Origin of the sequence: Variovorax trehalosi, assembly GCF_051216415.1 — a bacterium.
In the GTDB taxonomy this organism is placed as follows: Bacteria; Pseudomonadota; Gammaproteobacteria; order Burkholderiales; family Burkholderiaceae_C; genus Variovorax.
In genome coordinates this window covers 392437-407323 of record NZ_JBPJZG010000005.1, presented here as the reverse complement: position 1 = coordinate 407323, position 14887 = coordinate 392437, and the positions used below count along the sequence as shown (strand labels likewise).

Genomic DNA, 14887 nt, shown 5'->3' with positions numbered 1-14887 from the left:
GGAGTCGGCCGGGCGCCCGACCCGATTTCAGAGGTAGCGCACCTCGGCAGGCACCTCGAACCAGTTGTTGTTGCGCCCATCCATGTGGCGAACCGGTGCGGTCGAAAGTTCTTCCAGCGTCGCGTCGTCCAGGCAGGTCACGTTCACGCTGACATACGCGCCGCCGATCTCCGGCACGTTGCCGCGGCCGAACGACTTGATGCCGCAGGTCTTGCAGAACAGGTGCTCCGCGCTCAGCGAGGCGAACTGATAGCTCGACAAGTCTTCTTCGCCCGAGAGCAGCGTGAAGTCTTCGGGCTTGACGATCGCGCCCCAGCCGCGGGACTTCATGCAGATCGAGCAATTGCACTTGCCGGTGCCCGCGGCGAGGTCGATGAGGGCCTGGAAGCGGACCTTGCCGCAGTGGCAGCTGCCGTTGTATGTCTTCTTCATGAGTGGTTCCTAGAGTGGCTGAAGGGAAATCCAAGGTTACGGCCCATTGCGGACAGATCCTGTCCTCGATCCAAGGCATCATGCGACCCATGCTGTCCGCCTCCGCACGCCTGATCCGGCTCCTTTCCCTGTTCCAGGCCCAACGTTCCTGGACGGGCGCCGGGCTGGCCGAGCGACTCGAGATCACCGAGCGCACGCTGCGCCGCGATGTCGACCGCCTGCGCACGCTCGGCTACACGGTCGACTCAACCTCGGGGGTGGCCGGCGGCTACCGGCTCGGCGCGGGCGCCGCACTGCCCCCGCTGCTGCTCGAAGACGAAGAGGCCATCGCGGTGGCGCTGGGCCTCGGCAACCCGAGCGACGGCAAGGGCGACATCGAGAACGCCTCGATGCGCGCCCTCGCCAAGCTCGAGCAATTGATGCCGCCGCGATTGCGCAAGCGGCTCGACAGCGTGCGCGCGGCGGTGGTGCCGCTCGCGCGCGGCAAATCGGACGTGCGGCTGAAGGCAGTCACGCTGTTCGCCGAAGCCTGCACCGACCGGGCCGAGCTTCGCTTCGACTACCGGGACCATCACGCCAAGGCGACCGCGCGCACGGTGGAGCCGCACCGGGTGGTGCAGTCGGGCCAGCGCTGGTATCTGCTGGCGTGGGACACGGCACGCGAAGACTGGCGCACCTTTCGCCTCGACCGCATCGTGGCGCCCGTGCCGACCGGCGCGCGCTTCACGCCGCGCCGGCTGCCGCACGGCGACGTGGCGGCGTACATGGCGCAGGCGCTGCGGATCTCGCCCTACCTGCACCACGCAAGCGTCGTGGTGCATGCGCCGGCCAAGGCGCTCGAAGCGCACCTGGGCTGGGTCGGTGGAGTGCCGGAGGCGATCGACGACGGCACGACACGGATCGCGACCGCGGCCAACTCGCTCGATGCGCTGGCCGTGTGGCTCGGTTGCCTGGGGCATGACTTCGAGGTGGAGTCGCCGCCGGCGCTGGCCGAGCACCTGGCGCTCGTCGCGGGCAGGCTCGGCAAGGCTGCGGCGCGCACGCCGCACAAACCGCAAAAGCCGGCCGCCCGCCTCCCTCATCTATAGGATGGTCAAGCGCCGCGCCGACCCGTAGGCTGGCGACTGTCGCAACCCTCCCAGGACCCCGCCCATGTGCCTCGCCCGCGGCCCCATGCCATGACGACCACGCAGGTCGCGCTGGTCGAGGACGACACCGGCGTGCGCGAGCGCATCGCGCGCGTCATCGGCGCCGACCCTTCGCTCGCGCTGGCCTACAGCGCCTCGAACGCCGTGGACATGCTGCGCTGGCTGGGCGAGAACCCGGTGGAAGTGTTGCTGGTGGACCTGGGCCTGCCCGACCTGCCCGGCCTGCAGGTGATTCGCCGATGCCGCAACATGCAGCCGGCCTGCGCGGTGATGGTGCTGTCGATCTTCGGCGACGAGGCCAACATGGTGCTGGCCTTCGAGGCCGGCGCGAGCGGCTACCTGCTCAAGGACGGCACCGAGGCCGACCTCGCCACCCACATCCGCAACCTGCGCGCGGGCGGCTCGCCGATGTCGCCGGTGATCGCACGGCAGCTGCTGCGGCGCTGGCAAACCCGCGCCGACGCGTCGCAGCGCGGTCCGGGGAGCCCCGGCGCCAGTGCCGCCCGCTCCTGCGCCGTGGCGCCCGAGCGCCTGTCGCCGCGCGAGTCTGAGGTGCTCGGGCTGGTCTCTCGTGGTTTCACCTATGTCGAAGTCGGCGCGCAGATGGGAGTCTCTGCGTCGACGGTCCAATCCCATATCCGCAATATCTACGGCAAGCTGGATGTGCACAACAAATCGGAAGCTGTGTTCGAAGCCCGCAACCTGGGCTGGCTTCCCTGAGGCGATCCGGCGGGCTGGCCTGCACTGGCCCGTGCTCGCCGCCGCAACGCTGTTGCTCCTGATCCTGGCCCCCGTGCTGCTCTTGGCAGCCTCCACCGGCCATGCGCGCTCGGTCGATGCCGCCGGCAGCCTGCCCGATGGCATCGACGTGCGTACCGCCGAGGCCACGTTCGAGCCCGACGGCCTGCCGCCGCAGGTGCGCCGGGTGCAGTTGCCCTTTCGATGGGACCACGCCTTTCCCGGCCGCGGCGGCAAGGCGACCTACCGCATCGAACTGCCGGCCGTGGCGGTACCCGAGGGCGGGCCCGCGGCGCTGCTGCTCTCGGGCGTGGGCAACCAGGTGGCGATCTCGCTGGACGGTGCGCTGCTTGCGAGCTTCGGCAGCCTCGGCAACCCCGGCTACGACGCGGCCAAGGGCTCGCAGCTGGTGCCGGTCGCGGCGGCCCTGCACCGCAGCGACCAACCGCAGCAACTGGTGATCCGGACCACGCTGCAGCGCCAGCGCGGCGGCGGGCTCGCGAGCATCCGCTATGGCGCCGAGGCGCCGCTCGCCGCGCTCTACCGCACGCAGCAGAACTGGCGCAACAACTCGGCCATCGTGTATTCGGTGAGCCTGCTCCTGATGGGCGGGCTGGCCGGCGGCCTGTGGCTGCGCCAGCGCGATGCGCTTTACGGCTGCTTCGCGCTGGCCGCGCTCTCGGGCGTCACGCGCAACCTCGACCGCGTCTGGCCCGAAGTGCCGGTGCCATGGCCGCTCTGGGGCGCGCTGGTGGCGGTCTGCTATGCCTGCCACATCGGACTCATCGCGCGCTTCGTGCTGCTGGTGCTGGACCGCAACCCGCCCTGGCTGGTGCGCTCGATCTACGGCGCGCTGGCGCTGTCGGTCACGCTGGCCTGCGCTTCCTTCGCGCTCGCCAGGCCCTTGCTGTGGACCACCGGCCTGGTGGTTCTCCAGGTGACCGGCATCGTCTGCCTGCCCTATGTGATTCACGGCGCGCTGGTGGCGCGGCGGCGCATCGCGGGGGTGCTGATGGCGGCGGGCATGCTGGCCATCCTGGCCGGCGCGCATGACCTGCTGCTGGTGCGCATGGGCCTCTTCGGCGGCGCCTACTACACGCTCACGCCGCATGCGATGTTCTTCTTCGTGATGATCCTGGCCGGCCTCGTGGTCGAGCGCTACAGCCGCACCGTGGCCGACTACGGCGCGCTCAACGCCAACCTCGCGGCACGCGTCGCCGAGCGCGAGGAGCAACTACGCGGCGCCTTCGAAACCGTGCGCCAACAGCAGCAGGAGCAGGCGGTGCTGGTGGAGCGGCAGCGCATCATGCGGGAGATCCACGACGGCGTCGGCTCCCAGCTGGTGGGCCTGCTCAACGTGGTGACGCAGCCCGCGCCCGACCGGGCCGTGGTCGAGGAGCACGTGAAGCTCGCGCTCGACGAGATGCGCATGGCGGTCGATTCGCTGCAGCCCACGCAGGACGACCTCTCCACCGTGCTGGCGACGCTGCGCTACCGGCTGCAGCCGCGGCTGGACGCAGCCGGGATCGAACTGGTCTGGAACGTAGCCCTCATCCCCACCATTGAGCCTTTCGCGGCGCAGGCCGCGCTGCAGCTGCAGCGCATCCTGCTGGAGGCCTTCACCAACGTGCTCAAGCATGCGGCGGCCACGCGCATCGTGATGCAGGTGAGCTGGCATGGGGACGAAGCACCGCCGCTGGTGCGCATCGTGCTCACCGACAACGGGCGGGGCCTGTCCCGCACGAACGACGGGAGCGGTGAGAACGTGGACGCGGGCGCGGCCGCGGCCGCGAGGCCGGCTGGCCACGGCATCTCGAACATGCGCTCGCGCGCGCAGGCGATCGGCGCGCGCCTGGAGATCGAGCCGGCGGACGCCGAGACCGGCGGCGGCACGCGCGTGCGGCTCGAATGGCCCTGCGTCGTGCCCTGAAGCAGCCCGGCCGAGCCCGTCTCACCGCAGCGCGAACGCCAGCGTGACCGCCCCGAGCGCCAGCAACCCGAGGCCGGCGATGAACACCATCTCGCCCCAGGCCTCCAGCCGCACGCCCGAGCGGCGCGAGCGCATCGAGATGAACGACAGCAATGCGCTGGCCAGGAAGACCAGCGCGTCGATGGCGAGAAGCCTGTCGATCAAAAGCCGCATGTCATCGCGCGGCCCAAGGTGGCCGATCGACATGACGGTCATGCACACGCCGATCATCGTGGCCGACGTGGGCAGGATGTGCGCGGAGAGGCCATTGGCCGCCGCGCGCTCCTGAACCACGACAAGAGGCAGTTCGCCCGGCGGCTTCATCCGGCTCACGTCCGTCGATCAGCCGATTCGCACCGGCACGAAGATCTTGTCTTCGCCGCGCTGGATCAACAGAGCCACCGACTTGTTGGTCGCCTTCGCCACCACCTCGCGCACCTGCTCCAGGCTCTGTGCCGGCGTGCCGTTGATGGCCAGCAGCACGTCGCCGGCCTGCACGCCAGCCTGCGCCGAGGGGCCGGCCGCGTCTTCGATCAGGAGGCCGGTGTCGACGCCGGCCTCGCGCCTCTCCTGCGGCTGCAGCGGACGCAGCGCCAGCCCCAGCTTGCCCTGGCCCGCGCCGGTGTCGGCCTTCGCGACCTGGGCCGGCTTGTCGCTGGCATCGCCGAGCTTGGCCTGCAGCTCCTGGCGTTCGCCCTGGCGCCACACCTCGAGCGTGACCTTCTTGCCCGGCGCCTGCTGGCCGATCACCGCGGGCAGGTCGCCCGAAGAGACGATGGCCTGGCCGTCGACCTTGCGGATCACGTCGCCCGCCTTCAGGCCGGCCTTGTCGCCGGGGCCGCCCTTCTCGATGTTCGAGACCAGCGCGCCTTCGGGCTTGTCGAGCTTGAACGAATCGGCGAAGGCCTGGTTCACCTCCTGCACCGCGACGCCCAGGCGGGCATGCGAGGCCTTGCCGGTCGCGACGATCTGGTCCTTCACCTGCACGGCCACATCGATCGGGATCGCGAATGACACGCCCTGGTAGCCGCCGCTGCGGCTGTAGATCTGCGAGTTGATGCCGACCACCTCGCCGCGCGTGTTGAGCAGCGGGCCGCCGGAGTTGCCGGGGTTCACCGCCACGTCGGTCTGGATGAAGGGCACGTAGCTGTCGTCGGGGAGCGAACGGCCCTTGGCGCTCACGACGCCGGCCGTCACCGTGTTCTCGAAGCCGAACGGCGAGCCGATGGCCAGCACCCATTCGCCGACCTTCAGGTCCTTGGTGTTGCCAAGGGCCAGCACGGGCAGGTTCTTCGCATCGATCTTCAGCACGGCGATGTCGGTCTTGGCATCGGCGCCGAGCACCTTGGCGCGGTATTCGCGGCGGTCGGTCAGCTTGACGGTGACTTCCTTGGCGTCCTTCACGACGTGGGCGTTGGTGATGATGATGCCGCTCGGATCGACGATGAAGCCCGAGCCCTGCGCGCGCACCGGCACGTCGCGTTGTTGTTGTTGCTGGCCGCGCGGGCCCATCTGGCCCTGGAAGCGGCGGAAGAACTGGAACATCGGATCGTCGGGATCGATGCCCTGGATCTCGGCCGCGGCTTCGTCGTCCGACGCCTTCATGGTGCCGGTCACGCTGATGTTGACCACGGCAGGGCCGTCGCGCGAGGTGATGGTCGAGAAGTCGGGCAGCGTCACCATCGCGGGGGCTGCGGCGATGGGGGTGGCGTTGGTCGGGGCGCTCACGGCGCTGGTGTAGGCGCCGGCACCGATGGCGCCGATCACGCCGGCGCTTGCCAGGGCGATCACCAGGGCGCGGGGGGAAGTCAGGCGGGTGTTCATCTGTCGGTTCCTTTCATTGCGTGGGACGCAAAACACGATGAAAGGAATGTCGCTGCGCTGACTTAAGCGCGGCTTAAACGGTTCGAGGGATTGACTCCCTCTCCCCCTGGGAGAGGGTTGGGGTGAGGGCATCGGCCTCCACCCGAACGCCGCGCCTCACCGGCGGCAGCGCGCCCTCACCCCAGCCCTCTCCCGGAGGGAGAGGGAGCGAAGACGACCCGCACGCACAGCCCGCCGAGGCTGCGGGACTTTTCCAACGTCACCGTCGCACCGTGCAGTTCCGCAATCGACTTGACGATCGCCAGCCCCAGGCCGCTGCCCGGCGCCTGCGGCTCGCCCGAACGGTAGAAGCGGTCGAGCACGCGCGCGCGCTCCGCCTCGGGCAGGCCGGGGCCGCTGTCGTCCACGCTGAGTTCGATGGCATCGCCGAGCTTCGCGATGCCGATGTCGACGCGGCCTTCCTCGGGCGTGTACTTGACCGCGTTGTCGAGCAGGTTGCGCAGCATCATGCGCAGCGCCTCGGGCTGGCCCTCGACCACCGCGGCATCGGCATGCGCGACGCCGATGTCGATGCGTCGCGCCTGCGCGGCGGCCACGGCGTCCGAGATCGCGAGGCGCGCGACCTCGGCGAGATCGACCGGCTCCGGTTTCGCACCGGCCGCCATGCTGGCCTCGTGCCGGGCCAACGCGAGCATCTGCTCGACCAGCCGCGTCGCGCGGTCGATGCCCGCCACCAGCCGGCTCACGGCGAGGTCGCGCGCCGCATCGTCGGGCGCGCGCTGCAGGCCCTGCACCTGCAGCTTCAATGCCGCGAGCGGCGAACGCAATTCGTGCGCGGCATCGGCGACAAAGTGCTTCTGCGCATCGAAGGCGTGGCGCACACGGCCGAACAGCAGGTTGAGTTCCTGCACCAGCGGGCGCACCTCTTCGGGCAGGCCCTCCTCGCTCACCGGCGAAAGATCGTCGGCCTGCCGCGACGCCACCTGCTTTCTCACGCGGGCCACCGGCGCGAGCGACCGGCTCACGACCCACCACACGACCAGCATGAGCAGCGGCGCCATCAGTGCCACCGGTGCGATGGTGCGCAGCGCCAGCGTGCCGGCCATGCTGCGCCGCGCCGCCATGTCCTGCGCCACCTGGATCACCAGGCCGCGCGTCTGCATCGAGAAGACGCGGTAGGTGGTGCCGCGCGCGCGCACGTCGGCAAAGCCCAGCACCGCGAGCTGCGGCAGCGCCGCCTGATCAGCGGATTCGAAGACGCGCACGCCGTCGGTGGTCCACACCTGCACCACGAACTCGAAGTTCTGCTCGCCCCCACCGATGCCGCCGACCGCCGCGCTGGGCGGCAGGCCCGAGCGCAGCGACATCGCCATCTGCTGCATGTGGTAGTCGAAGATGTCATCGGCCTCGTGCAGCACCGTGCGGTAGGCGACGAGGGCTTGTGCGCCCGCAGCCAGCACGATGGCGGCAAGCAGGAACCACAGCAGGCGCGCGCGCAGGGATCCGGTCAGGCTCCGCGTCATACCTTCGGCACCATATAGCCGACGCCTCTTACGTTGCGGATGAACTCGGCGCCCAGCTTCTTGCGCAGGCCGTGCACGTAGACCTCGACCGCGTTGCTGCTGATCTCGTCCTTCCAGCTGTAGAGCTTTTCTTCGAGCTGGACGCGCGAGAGCACCATGCCCGGGCGCGCCAGCAGCGGCTCGAGCACCGCCCATTCGCGCGCCGACAGCACCACCGGCTGGCCAGCCACCGTGACCTCGCGCGTGGCGGGATTGATGCTCACGCCCATGTGCTCGTACACCGGCTCGGCGCGCCCCGCCGCGCGGCGCAGCAAGGCACGGATGCGGGCCAGCAGCTCGTCGAGGTCGTAGGGCTTGAGCACGTAGTCGTCGGCACCTGCATCGAGCCCTTCGATGCGCTGCTGCACCGAGTCGCGCGCGGTGGCGATCAACACCGGCATGCGCTGCTTGCGGGCGCGCAGGCTGCGCAGCACTTCGAGGCCGTCGCGGCGCGGCACGCCCAGGTCGAGCAGCACCAGGTCGTATTGCTGGGTGCGCAGGGCCGACTCGGCGGCCTCGCCGTCTTTCACCCAGTCCACCGCATATTGCTCCGCGCGCAGCAGGTCGAGCACGGCCTCGCCGATCATCACGTCGTCTTCGAGAAGGAGGAGTCGCATGGTTGTGTCCCGTTGTCCGGTCTGTGGGATTCGAGGCGTCGGTCGTGGTGAAGTTCAGTTCAGAGCAGCGAACGGACTTCGCGCGCTGCCTCGAACAGCAGTGGCAACATCTCGCGCTGCAAGGCTTCTTCCTGGTAGCGCGTGCCCGACAGCACCACGTTGAGCGCGGCCACCGTGTGGCCCTGCATGTCGCGCAGCGGCACCGCGAGCGCCTGCACGCCGAGCTCGTGTTCCTCGCTGGCAAAACAATAGTCGTCCTTGCGCGTGCGGGCAATCAGCTGGCGCAGGCCCCGTGCCTGCGTGATGGTCTGCGGTGTCAGTCGCGCGAGATGCCGGCCCTTGAGCCATTGCGTGAGCTGGGTGGAGGCCATGGCCGCCAGCAGCACGCGGCCGGTGGACGTTGCATGCGCCGGCAGCCGCGCGCCCAGATGCAGGCCGTAGGCCAGCACGCGCGTCGGCGTGCCGTAGCTGCCGCTGCGCGCCACGATGACCACCTCTTCGCCATCGAGCACCACAGCGGAGAACGACTCGCCGGTCTGCGCCGCGAGCCGGTTGAGCGTGGGCTGCAGCGCACGCGGCAGGCGCGACGAGGCAAGGTAGCTCCCCGAGAAGCGCAGCACCTTGGGCGCCATCCAGAAATAGCTTCCGTCGGTCTCCAGGTAGCCCAGGTGGGCGAGAGTGAGCAGATGGCGACGGGCGGCGGCGCGCGTGAGGCCGGCGCGTTCGGCGGCCAGCGTGGCATTGAGGCGCTGGCGCTCGGTGTCGAAGCTTTCGAGCACCGCCATTCCCTTGGCGATGCCCTCGATGAAATCGGCCTTGGCGATGGTCATTCGGGTCTCAATTCGAAGTGTTGCGCGATCATCGCGCACGCGTTCGCATGATCGCACAGTGCCTCGGAATGCCGTGAACCAAGCGGCCGGCCGCGCCCTACGCTCGGCGAAACACCTCTCGGAGACACGAACATGCGCACCCAGGTCGCGATCATCGGCGCGGGCCCCGCCGGCCTTCTGCTCGGTCAACTGCTTTTCAAGGCGGGCATCGACAACGTCATCGTCGAACGCCAGAGCGGCGACTACGTGCTCGGTCGCATCCGCGCCGGCGTGCTCGAACAGGTGACGATGGACCTGCTGGCACGCGCCGGTGTCGATGCGCGCGCTCGCACCGAAGGGTTGCCGCACGAAGGCATCGAACTGCTGTTCAAGGGCGCGCGGCATCGCATCGACATGCATGGCCTCACCGGCGGCAAGCAGGTCACCGTCTACGGGCAGACCGAGGTGACGCGCGACCTGATGGAAGCGCGCGCTGTGGAAGGCCTTGCAACCATCTACAGCGCCGCGAACGTCAGCCTGCACGACTTCGATTCGAGCAAGCCGCGCGTGCGCTACGAGAAAGACGGCCAGACGCACGAGATCGAATGCGACTTCATCGCCGGCTGCGACGGCTACCACGGCGTGAGCCGCGCGAGCGTGCCGGCCGACGCGATCCAGACCTACGAGAAGGTCTACCCCTTCGGCTGGCTCGGCGTGCTGGCGGATGTGCCGCCGGTGTCGCACGAACTGATCTACGCGAACACCGAGCGCGGCTTCGCGCTGTGCAGCATGCGCAGCGCCACGCGGTCGCGCTACTACGTGCAGGTGCCGACCGAAGAGCGTGTCGAGAACTGGAGCGACGAGGCCTTCTGGAACGAGTTGCGCGCGCGGCTCGACCCCGAAGCCCGCGAGCGGCTGGTGACCGGCCCGTCGCTGGAGAAAAGCATCGCGCCGTTGCGCAGCTTCGTCGCCGAGCCGATGCGCTTCGGCGCGTTGTTCCTCGCGGGCGACGCGGCGCACATCGTGCCGCCGACCGGCGCCAAGGGGCTGAACCTCGCGACGGCCGATGTGGGTTATCTCTCGCGTGCGTTCGAGATCTTCTATGGCGAGAAATCGGCCTCGGCGCTCGACCGCTATTCGGACCTGTGCCTGCGTCGCGTCTGGAAGGCCGAGCGCTTCTCGTGGTGGTTCACCTCGCTGATGCACCGCTTTCCCGAGACGGGGGCCTTCGGCCAGAAGATCCAGGAAGCCGAGCTCGACTACCTCGTGCATTCGCACGCGGCATCCACCGCGCTGGCGGAAAACTACGTGGGGTTGCCGCTCGAGGATTTCTGAGCGGCGAGGCCCAGCACTTCGTCGACCCGTCGCTGGTCTTCGTCGTAGATCCAGCACTCGGAGAGCTTGCCGTCCTTCACCGCGTAACGCAGCAGGCGCTCCAGCTCGAAGGCGCGGCCTTCGTGCTCGAACCGCTCGATGGCGACGATCAGACCGAAGTGCTCGCCGGCCAGCACGTCGCGGATCGCGACCAGCCGGCGGTTCGTCTTTTCCTTCACCTGCTTGAGCACGGCAAGGCAGGCCGCCTTGCCGCGGTGCGTGCCGGCGAGCGGGCTCCGCCCGAAGTAGTGGAAGACGACCTCGTCGTGGTAGCAGTCGAAGATGGCCTTCAGGTCGTTCGCGGCCCAGGCGTCCGCGTAGCGCTGGACGACGGCGTGGATCTCGCTCGAAGCGGCTGAACTGCTCATCTGCGTTGTGCCTCCAGCGTCTTCTTCATCGCTTCACCGCCCTTCTCCATCATCGGCCCGACGTAGGCGGCGAACTCGTCGGGCAGCACGTCGGTGATCCACACGAAGCGCGAACGCCCTTCACCATCGGCGAACACCTGCGCGGATGCATGGTGGTGGCTCGCCTTGCCGTCGGTGATGGTGTAGGCCAGCCGGTGATTCGCCTCGTCGATGCCCACCAGCAGTTCGCGCGCGACAAGTCCGTTGGCAAAGCTGACGATGCGCGCGCCCTGCCCGTCCAGCTTGCAGTCCGTGAGGAAGCCCGGCGCGAGGCGCGTGTGGACGGCGCCGAAGTCACGCAGCGCATCCCAGACCTGCGCCGCATCGGCCTCGACGATGAATTCCTTGTAGATGGTGGCCATGGTGCTTTTTTCCTTTCCGCGCCTCAGGGGCAGACCGCCTCGACGTTGTTGCCGTCGGGGTCGATGAGGAAGGCCGCGTAGTAGGTCGGGCTGTAGTCGGCACGCGGACCGGCGCCGCCGTTGTCGGTGCCGCCGGCCTTCAGGCCCGCCTTGTGGAAGGCCGCGACGGCCTGGTGATCGGGAGCGCGGAACGCGAGGTGCGTGCCAGGGCCCTTCGCACCCTCGGCCGCGTAGAGCCACAGGGCGGGCGCGTCCGCCGGGCCGATGCCGGCATAGCTGTTGTCGTGGCTGCCCAGCACATGGCCGAGCGGTGCGAGTGCGGCTTCGTAGAAGCGCCGGCTCGCGGCGAGGTCTTTGACTTTCAGTCCGATGTGGTCGTACATGGCGATGACTTCCTGCTTGATGAATGAACCAGGCGGTCATCATTGAGCAGGGCCGCCATGCGGTCTTGGAGAATCTTGCGATCGCCCTTGGCGGCCTGGCGAAAGCCGCGCGGCGAGACGCCGGCCGCGCGATGGAAGGTGCGAGTGAAGTTGCTCAGGTCGGCAAAGCCCACGTCGAAGGCCACGTCGGTCACGGGCCGGTCGTCGTCCGCCAGCAGGCGCGCCGCGTGGCGCAGGCGCGAGCGCACCAGGTACTGGTGCGGCGTGACACCGAGCACCTGCGAGAACAGGCGCAGGAAATGGAAGGAGCTCAGGCCGGCTTCGGAGGCCGCACCTTCCAGGCCGATGTCGTCGTGCGAGTTGGCGTCGATCCACATCGCGGCATCGACGGCGCGGCGCCTGTCGCGCGGCGCGGCGGACTGCGGCGACGACGGCTTGCCGCGGCCGCCCACCACTTCGACGAAACGGCTCGCGAACCACATGCCCAGTTCGTCGAGGCCGATGTCGCTCTCGCCTTCGGCCGCGACCTGCGCAAGTTCGCCGAGCACCATGAGTTCGGGCAATGGTGGGAGCCCTGCGGTGCGCCAGGTCTGCCTGTCGCCACCGATCAGGTCGACGAAGCCGGGCGAGAGGTGGAAGGCCAGGCACTCGTCGCCGCAGATGTGGTGGTCATGGGTGCAGACGTACTCGTCGCCCGGGCAGCCCACCAGCACCGAGCCGGCCACCAACTCATACGCATTGCCGCGCGTGCGATAGCCGAAGCTGCCCTTGCGTACGTACGAGACCGAGTAGTCCTCGTGCATCTCGGTGAACGACGGGGCGCCGGGCCCCGCGTCGCAGCGGTAGCTGGAGACGCGGATCGGATCTGTCTGCAGTTCGGTGGTGATGAGCATGGCGCGTGTGCCCTTCGAACACCTGTTGACGGATGTTCAGTCCACCGTGTGCATCGCCGCCCATACCCGCGACGGGCTCAGCGGCATGTGCAGGCGCGGCGCGGTCGATGCAAGGCCGTTGCGCGCGAACGCATCCGCCACCGCGTTCACGATGGCCGGTGTGGCGCCGATGGTGCCCAGTTCGCCCACGCCCTTCACGCCCAACGGGTTGTTGGTGCAGGGCGTCGATTCGTCCATCTCCATGTGGAACATGGTGTCGACGATGTCGGCGCGCGGCGCGGCGTAGTCCATCAGGCTGCCGGTCACGGGCTGGCCGGTTTCGTGGTCGTACACCACCTGCTCGTACAGCGCCTGGCCAATGCCCTGCACCGCGCCGCCTTCGAGCTGGCCGCGCACGATCATCGGGTTGATCACGCGGCCCACGTCGTTGACCGAGCTGTAGGCCACCACGCTGATTTCGCCGGTGGGCGGATCGAGCTCGATCTCGCAGATGTGGCAACCGTTGGGCCAGGTCGGGCCGGCCACGGTGCTGGTGGAGTCCACGAAGATCTCGCGCTCGGGCTGCTTGCCCGCGAGCGTGAACAGGTCGAGCTCGAGGTCGGTGCCGGCCACCGAGAAGCTGCCGCGGCTGTAGATGATGTCGTCGATGGCGGCCTCGAACTCCTGCGCCGCGAGCTCGCGCGCCTTGTCGATGGTGCGCTCCGCGCCGATGCGCACGGCCGAGCCGCCGGTGAAGAGCGAGCGGGAACCTGCGCTGCCGAAGCCGTCGCCGCGGTCGGTATCGCCGAGCACGACGCGCACCTTCTCGATGGGCACGCCGAAGGCATCGACCGCCAGCTGCGCGAGCGAGGTGGCAATGCCCTGCCCCATGGCGTTGACGGCGGAGAACACCTCGATCACGCCATCGGCCTGCACCGACACCGTGACGCGTTCCTCGAACACGTTGCCGCCGGTCCATTCAAGGAAGGTGGCGATGCCCAGGCCCCGGTGCTTGCCGTTCTTGGCGGACTCGGCGGCACGGCCCTCGAAGCCCTGCCAGTCGGCCAGCGTGAGCGCCTGGTCCATCACCGACTCGAAGTTGCCGGTGTCGTAGACCTGCGCCATCGGGTTCTTGTAGGGCATCTGGTCGGGCTGGATGAAGTTCATCCGGCGCAGGATGATGCGGTCGATGCCGGTCTGGCGCGCGGCCTCGTCCATCAGGCGCTCGATGGTGAAGATGGCTTCGGGCCGACCCGCGCCGCGGTAGGCGCCGGTGGGCGCGGTGTTGGTGAGCACCGCCTTGAAATGGAAGTCGATGGTCTGGATGTCGTAGACGCTGGTCTGCACCCAGGGGCCGATGAGCAGCTGGATCGCGACGCCGGTGCCGGTGGCATAGGCGCCCACGTTGGCCAGCGTCTTGATGCGCAGCGCGAGGATCTTTCCTTCGGCATCGAGCGCGAGTTCGGCTCGCGCCTCGATGTCACGGCCGTGCGCGCTCGAGAGGAATTCTTCGCTGCGGTCGGCGACCCATTTCACCGGGCGCTTCAGGTGCAGCGCGGCAAAGGCGACCGCGATGTCTTCGGGATAGGCGCCGGTCTTCATGCCGAAACCGCCGCCCACATCGCCCACCACCACGCGCACCTTTTCCTTGGCAAGGCCGATGGCGGCGCACACGGAATCGCGCACGCCCGAGGGCATCTGCGTGCTCATGCGGATCGTGAGGCGATCGGTCTTGGCGTCGTGCACGGCGAGCACCGAGCGCGGCTCGATGGTGAGGGCGACCACGCGCTGGTTGATGACGTCGAGCGCGACCACGTGGCTGGCCTTGGCGAAGGCGGCAGTCGCGGCCTCGCTGTTGCCATGGCGCATTTCGGCGGCGATGTTGCCGGTGGCCTCCTCGCACAACTGCGGCGCGCCTTCGGCGGTGGCGCCGGCAAGGTCCACCACCATCGGCAGGTCTTCGTAGTCGACCATCACAGCCTCGGCAGCATCGCGCGCCTGCTGGACAGTATCGGCAATCACGGCGGCCACCGCCTCGCCCACGAAGCGCGTGCGCTCGTTCGCCATGGCGTAGCGCGGCGGGCTGGCGCTGTCGCTGCCGTCGGCGCGCTTGAACCCGGCGGCACCCGGCATCGGCTTGACCCCCGCGGCCGCCAGCTCGGCGCCGGTGATGACGCGCAGCACGCCGGGCATGGCAGCAGCCGTGCTCGTGTCGATGGAAACGATGCGTGCGTGCGGATAGGGAGAGCGAAGGAAAACGAGATGCGCCTGGTCGGGGAGCGTGACGTCGTCTGTGTAGCGTCCGGCGCCTGCCAGCAGGCTTTCGTCCTCTAGGCGGCGCACCGCCTGACCGCTGCCAAAGCGGGTGGGGTTGAGTTCAGTGGTCAACG

Annotated in this window: 15 protein-coding genes; 4 read left to right on the top strand and 11 right to left on the bottom strand. The window is 69.0% G+C overall.

The window, feature by feature from the left end; genetic code table 11:
• Positions 1–27 precede the first annotated feature (27 nt).
• Positions 28–432, bottom strand: a complete 405-nt coding sequence (locus ACSFA7_RS20840) for a GFA family protein (RefSeq protein WP_435501125.1) — start codon at positions 430–432, stop codon at positions 28–30.
• A gap of 89 nt (positions 433–521) precedes the next feature.
• Here ACSFA7_RS20840 and ACSFA7_RS20835 point away from each other — a divergent pair, with 89 nt between their 5' ends.
• From ACSFA7_RS20835 to ACSFA7_RS20825, 3 genes are all read left to right on the top strand, one after another.
• Complete coding sequence (locus tag ACSFA7_RS20835; protein ID WP_435501124.1) at positions 522–1520, top strand: helix-turn-helix transcriptional regulator; 999 nt, start codon at positions 522–524, stop codon at positions 1518–1520.
• Positions 1521–1610: 90 nt separating this feature from the next.
• Positions 1611–2300, top strand: a complete 690-nt coding sequence (locus tag ACSFA7_RS20830) for a response regulator transcription factor (protein WP_435501123.1) — start codon at positions 1611–1613, stop codon at positions 2298–2300.
• 31 nt (positions 2301–2331) lie between these two features.
• Positions 2332–4248, top strand: coding sequence for a sensor histidine kinase (locus ACSFA7_RS20825; protein WP_435501122.1), 1917 nt, complete (start codon positions 2332–2334; stop codon positions 4246–4248).
• Positions 4249–4269: 21 nt separating this feature from the next.
• Here ACSFA7_RS20825 and ACSFA7_RS20820 read toward each other — a convergent pair whose 3' ends face one another.
• From ACSFA7_RS20820 to ACSFA7_RS20800, 5 genes are all read right to left on the bottom strand, one after another.
• Entirely contained in the window at positions 4270–4611 is a 342-nt protein-coding gene (locus ACSFA7_RS20820) for a hypothetical protein (RefSeq protein WP_435501121.1), read from the bottom strand.
• A gap of 18 nt (positions 4612–4629) precedes the next feature.
• Entirely contained in the window at positions 4630–6111 is a 1482-nt protein-coding gene (locus ACSFA7_RS20815; RefSeq protein WP_435501120.1) for a Do family serine endopeptidase, read from the bottom strand.
• Between the two features lie 176 nt (positions 6112–6287).
• Positions 6288–7634 (bottom strand): ATP-binding protein, encoded by a 1347-nt coding sequence (locus ACSFA7_RS20810; protein ID WP_435501119.1) that lies wholly within the window; start codon positions 7632–7634, stop codon positions 6288–6290.
• Positions 7631–8290, bottom strand: a complete 660-nt coding sequence (locus ACSFA7_RS20805) for a response regulator (protein WP_307608176.1) — start codon at positions 8288–8290, stop codon at positions 7631–7633. Before ACSFA7_RS20805 ends, ACSFA7_RS20810 begins: the two co-directional genes overlap by 4 nt.
• Before the next feature lie 59 nt (positions 8291–8349).
• Positions 8350–9120, bottom strand: a complete 771-nt coding sequence (locus tag ACSFA7_RS20800) for an IclR family transcriptional regulator domain-containing protein (protein WP_206173752.1) — start codon at positions 9118–9120, stop codon at positions 8350–8352.
• 132 nt (positions 9121–9252) lie between these two features.
• Between ACSFA7_RS20800 and pobA the strand changes: the two genes are divergently transcribed.
• The gene (gene pobA / locus ACSFA7_RS20795; RefSeq protein ID WP_435501118.1) at positions 9253–10434 is read left to right on the top strand and encodes a 4-hydroxybenzoate 3-monooxygenase; all 1182 of its coding nucleotides are present in this window, start codon (positions 9253–9255) and stop codon (positions 10432–10434) included.
• Here pobA and ACSFA7_RS20790 read toward each other — a convergent pair.
• Genes ACSFA7_RS20790 through ACSFA7_RS20770 form a run of 5 tightly spaced genes read right to left on the bottom strand, consistent with a single transcriptional unit; the run spans position 10404 to position 14885 of the window.
• Positions 10404–10841: a nuclear transport factor 2 family protein gene (locus ACSFA7_RS20790; RefSeq protein ID WP_435501117.1), complete on the bottom strand. Its 438-nt coding sequence runs from the start codon at positions 10839–10841 to the stop codon at positions 10404–10406. The two genes, pobA and ACSFA7_RS20790, sit on opposite strands and share 31 nt — an antisense overlap.
• Positions 10838–11242: an SRPBCC family protein gene (locus ACSFA7_RS20785; protein ID WP_435501116.1), complete on the bottom strand. Its 405-nt coding sequence runs from the start codon at positions 11240–11242 to the stop codon at positions 10838–10840. Before ACSFA7_RS20785 ends, ACSFA7_RS20790 begins: the two co-directional genes overlap by 4 nt.
• Positions 11243–11265: 23 nt before the next feature.
• A complete protein-coding gene (locus tag ACSFA7_RS20780; protein WP_435501115.1) occupies positions 11266–11625 on the bottom strand; it encodes a VOC family protein in 360 nt (119 codons plus the stop codon).
• Positions 11604–12518: a helix-turn-helix domain-containing protein gene (locus ACSFA7_RS20775; protein WP_435501114.1), complete on the bottom strand. Its 915-nt coding sequence runs from the start codon at positions 12516–12518 to the stop codon at positions 11604–11606. Before ACSFA7_RS20775 ends, ACSFA7_RS20780 begins: the two co-directional genes overlap by 22 nt.
• 36 nt (positions 12519–12554) lie before the next feature.
• The gene (locus tag ACSFA7_RS20770; protein ID WP_435501113.1) at positions 12555–14885 is read right to left on the bottom strand and encodes a xanthine dehydrogenase family protein molybdopterin-binding subunit; all 2331 of its coding nucleotides are present in this window, start codon (positions 14883–14885) and stop codon (positions 12555–12557) included.
• Positions 14886–14887: the final 2 nt, after the last annotated feature.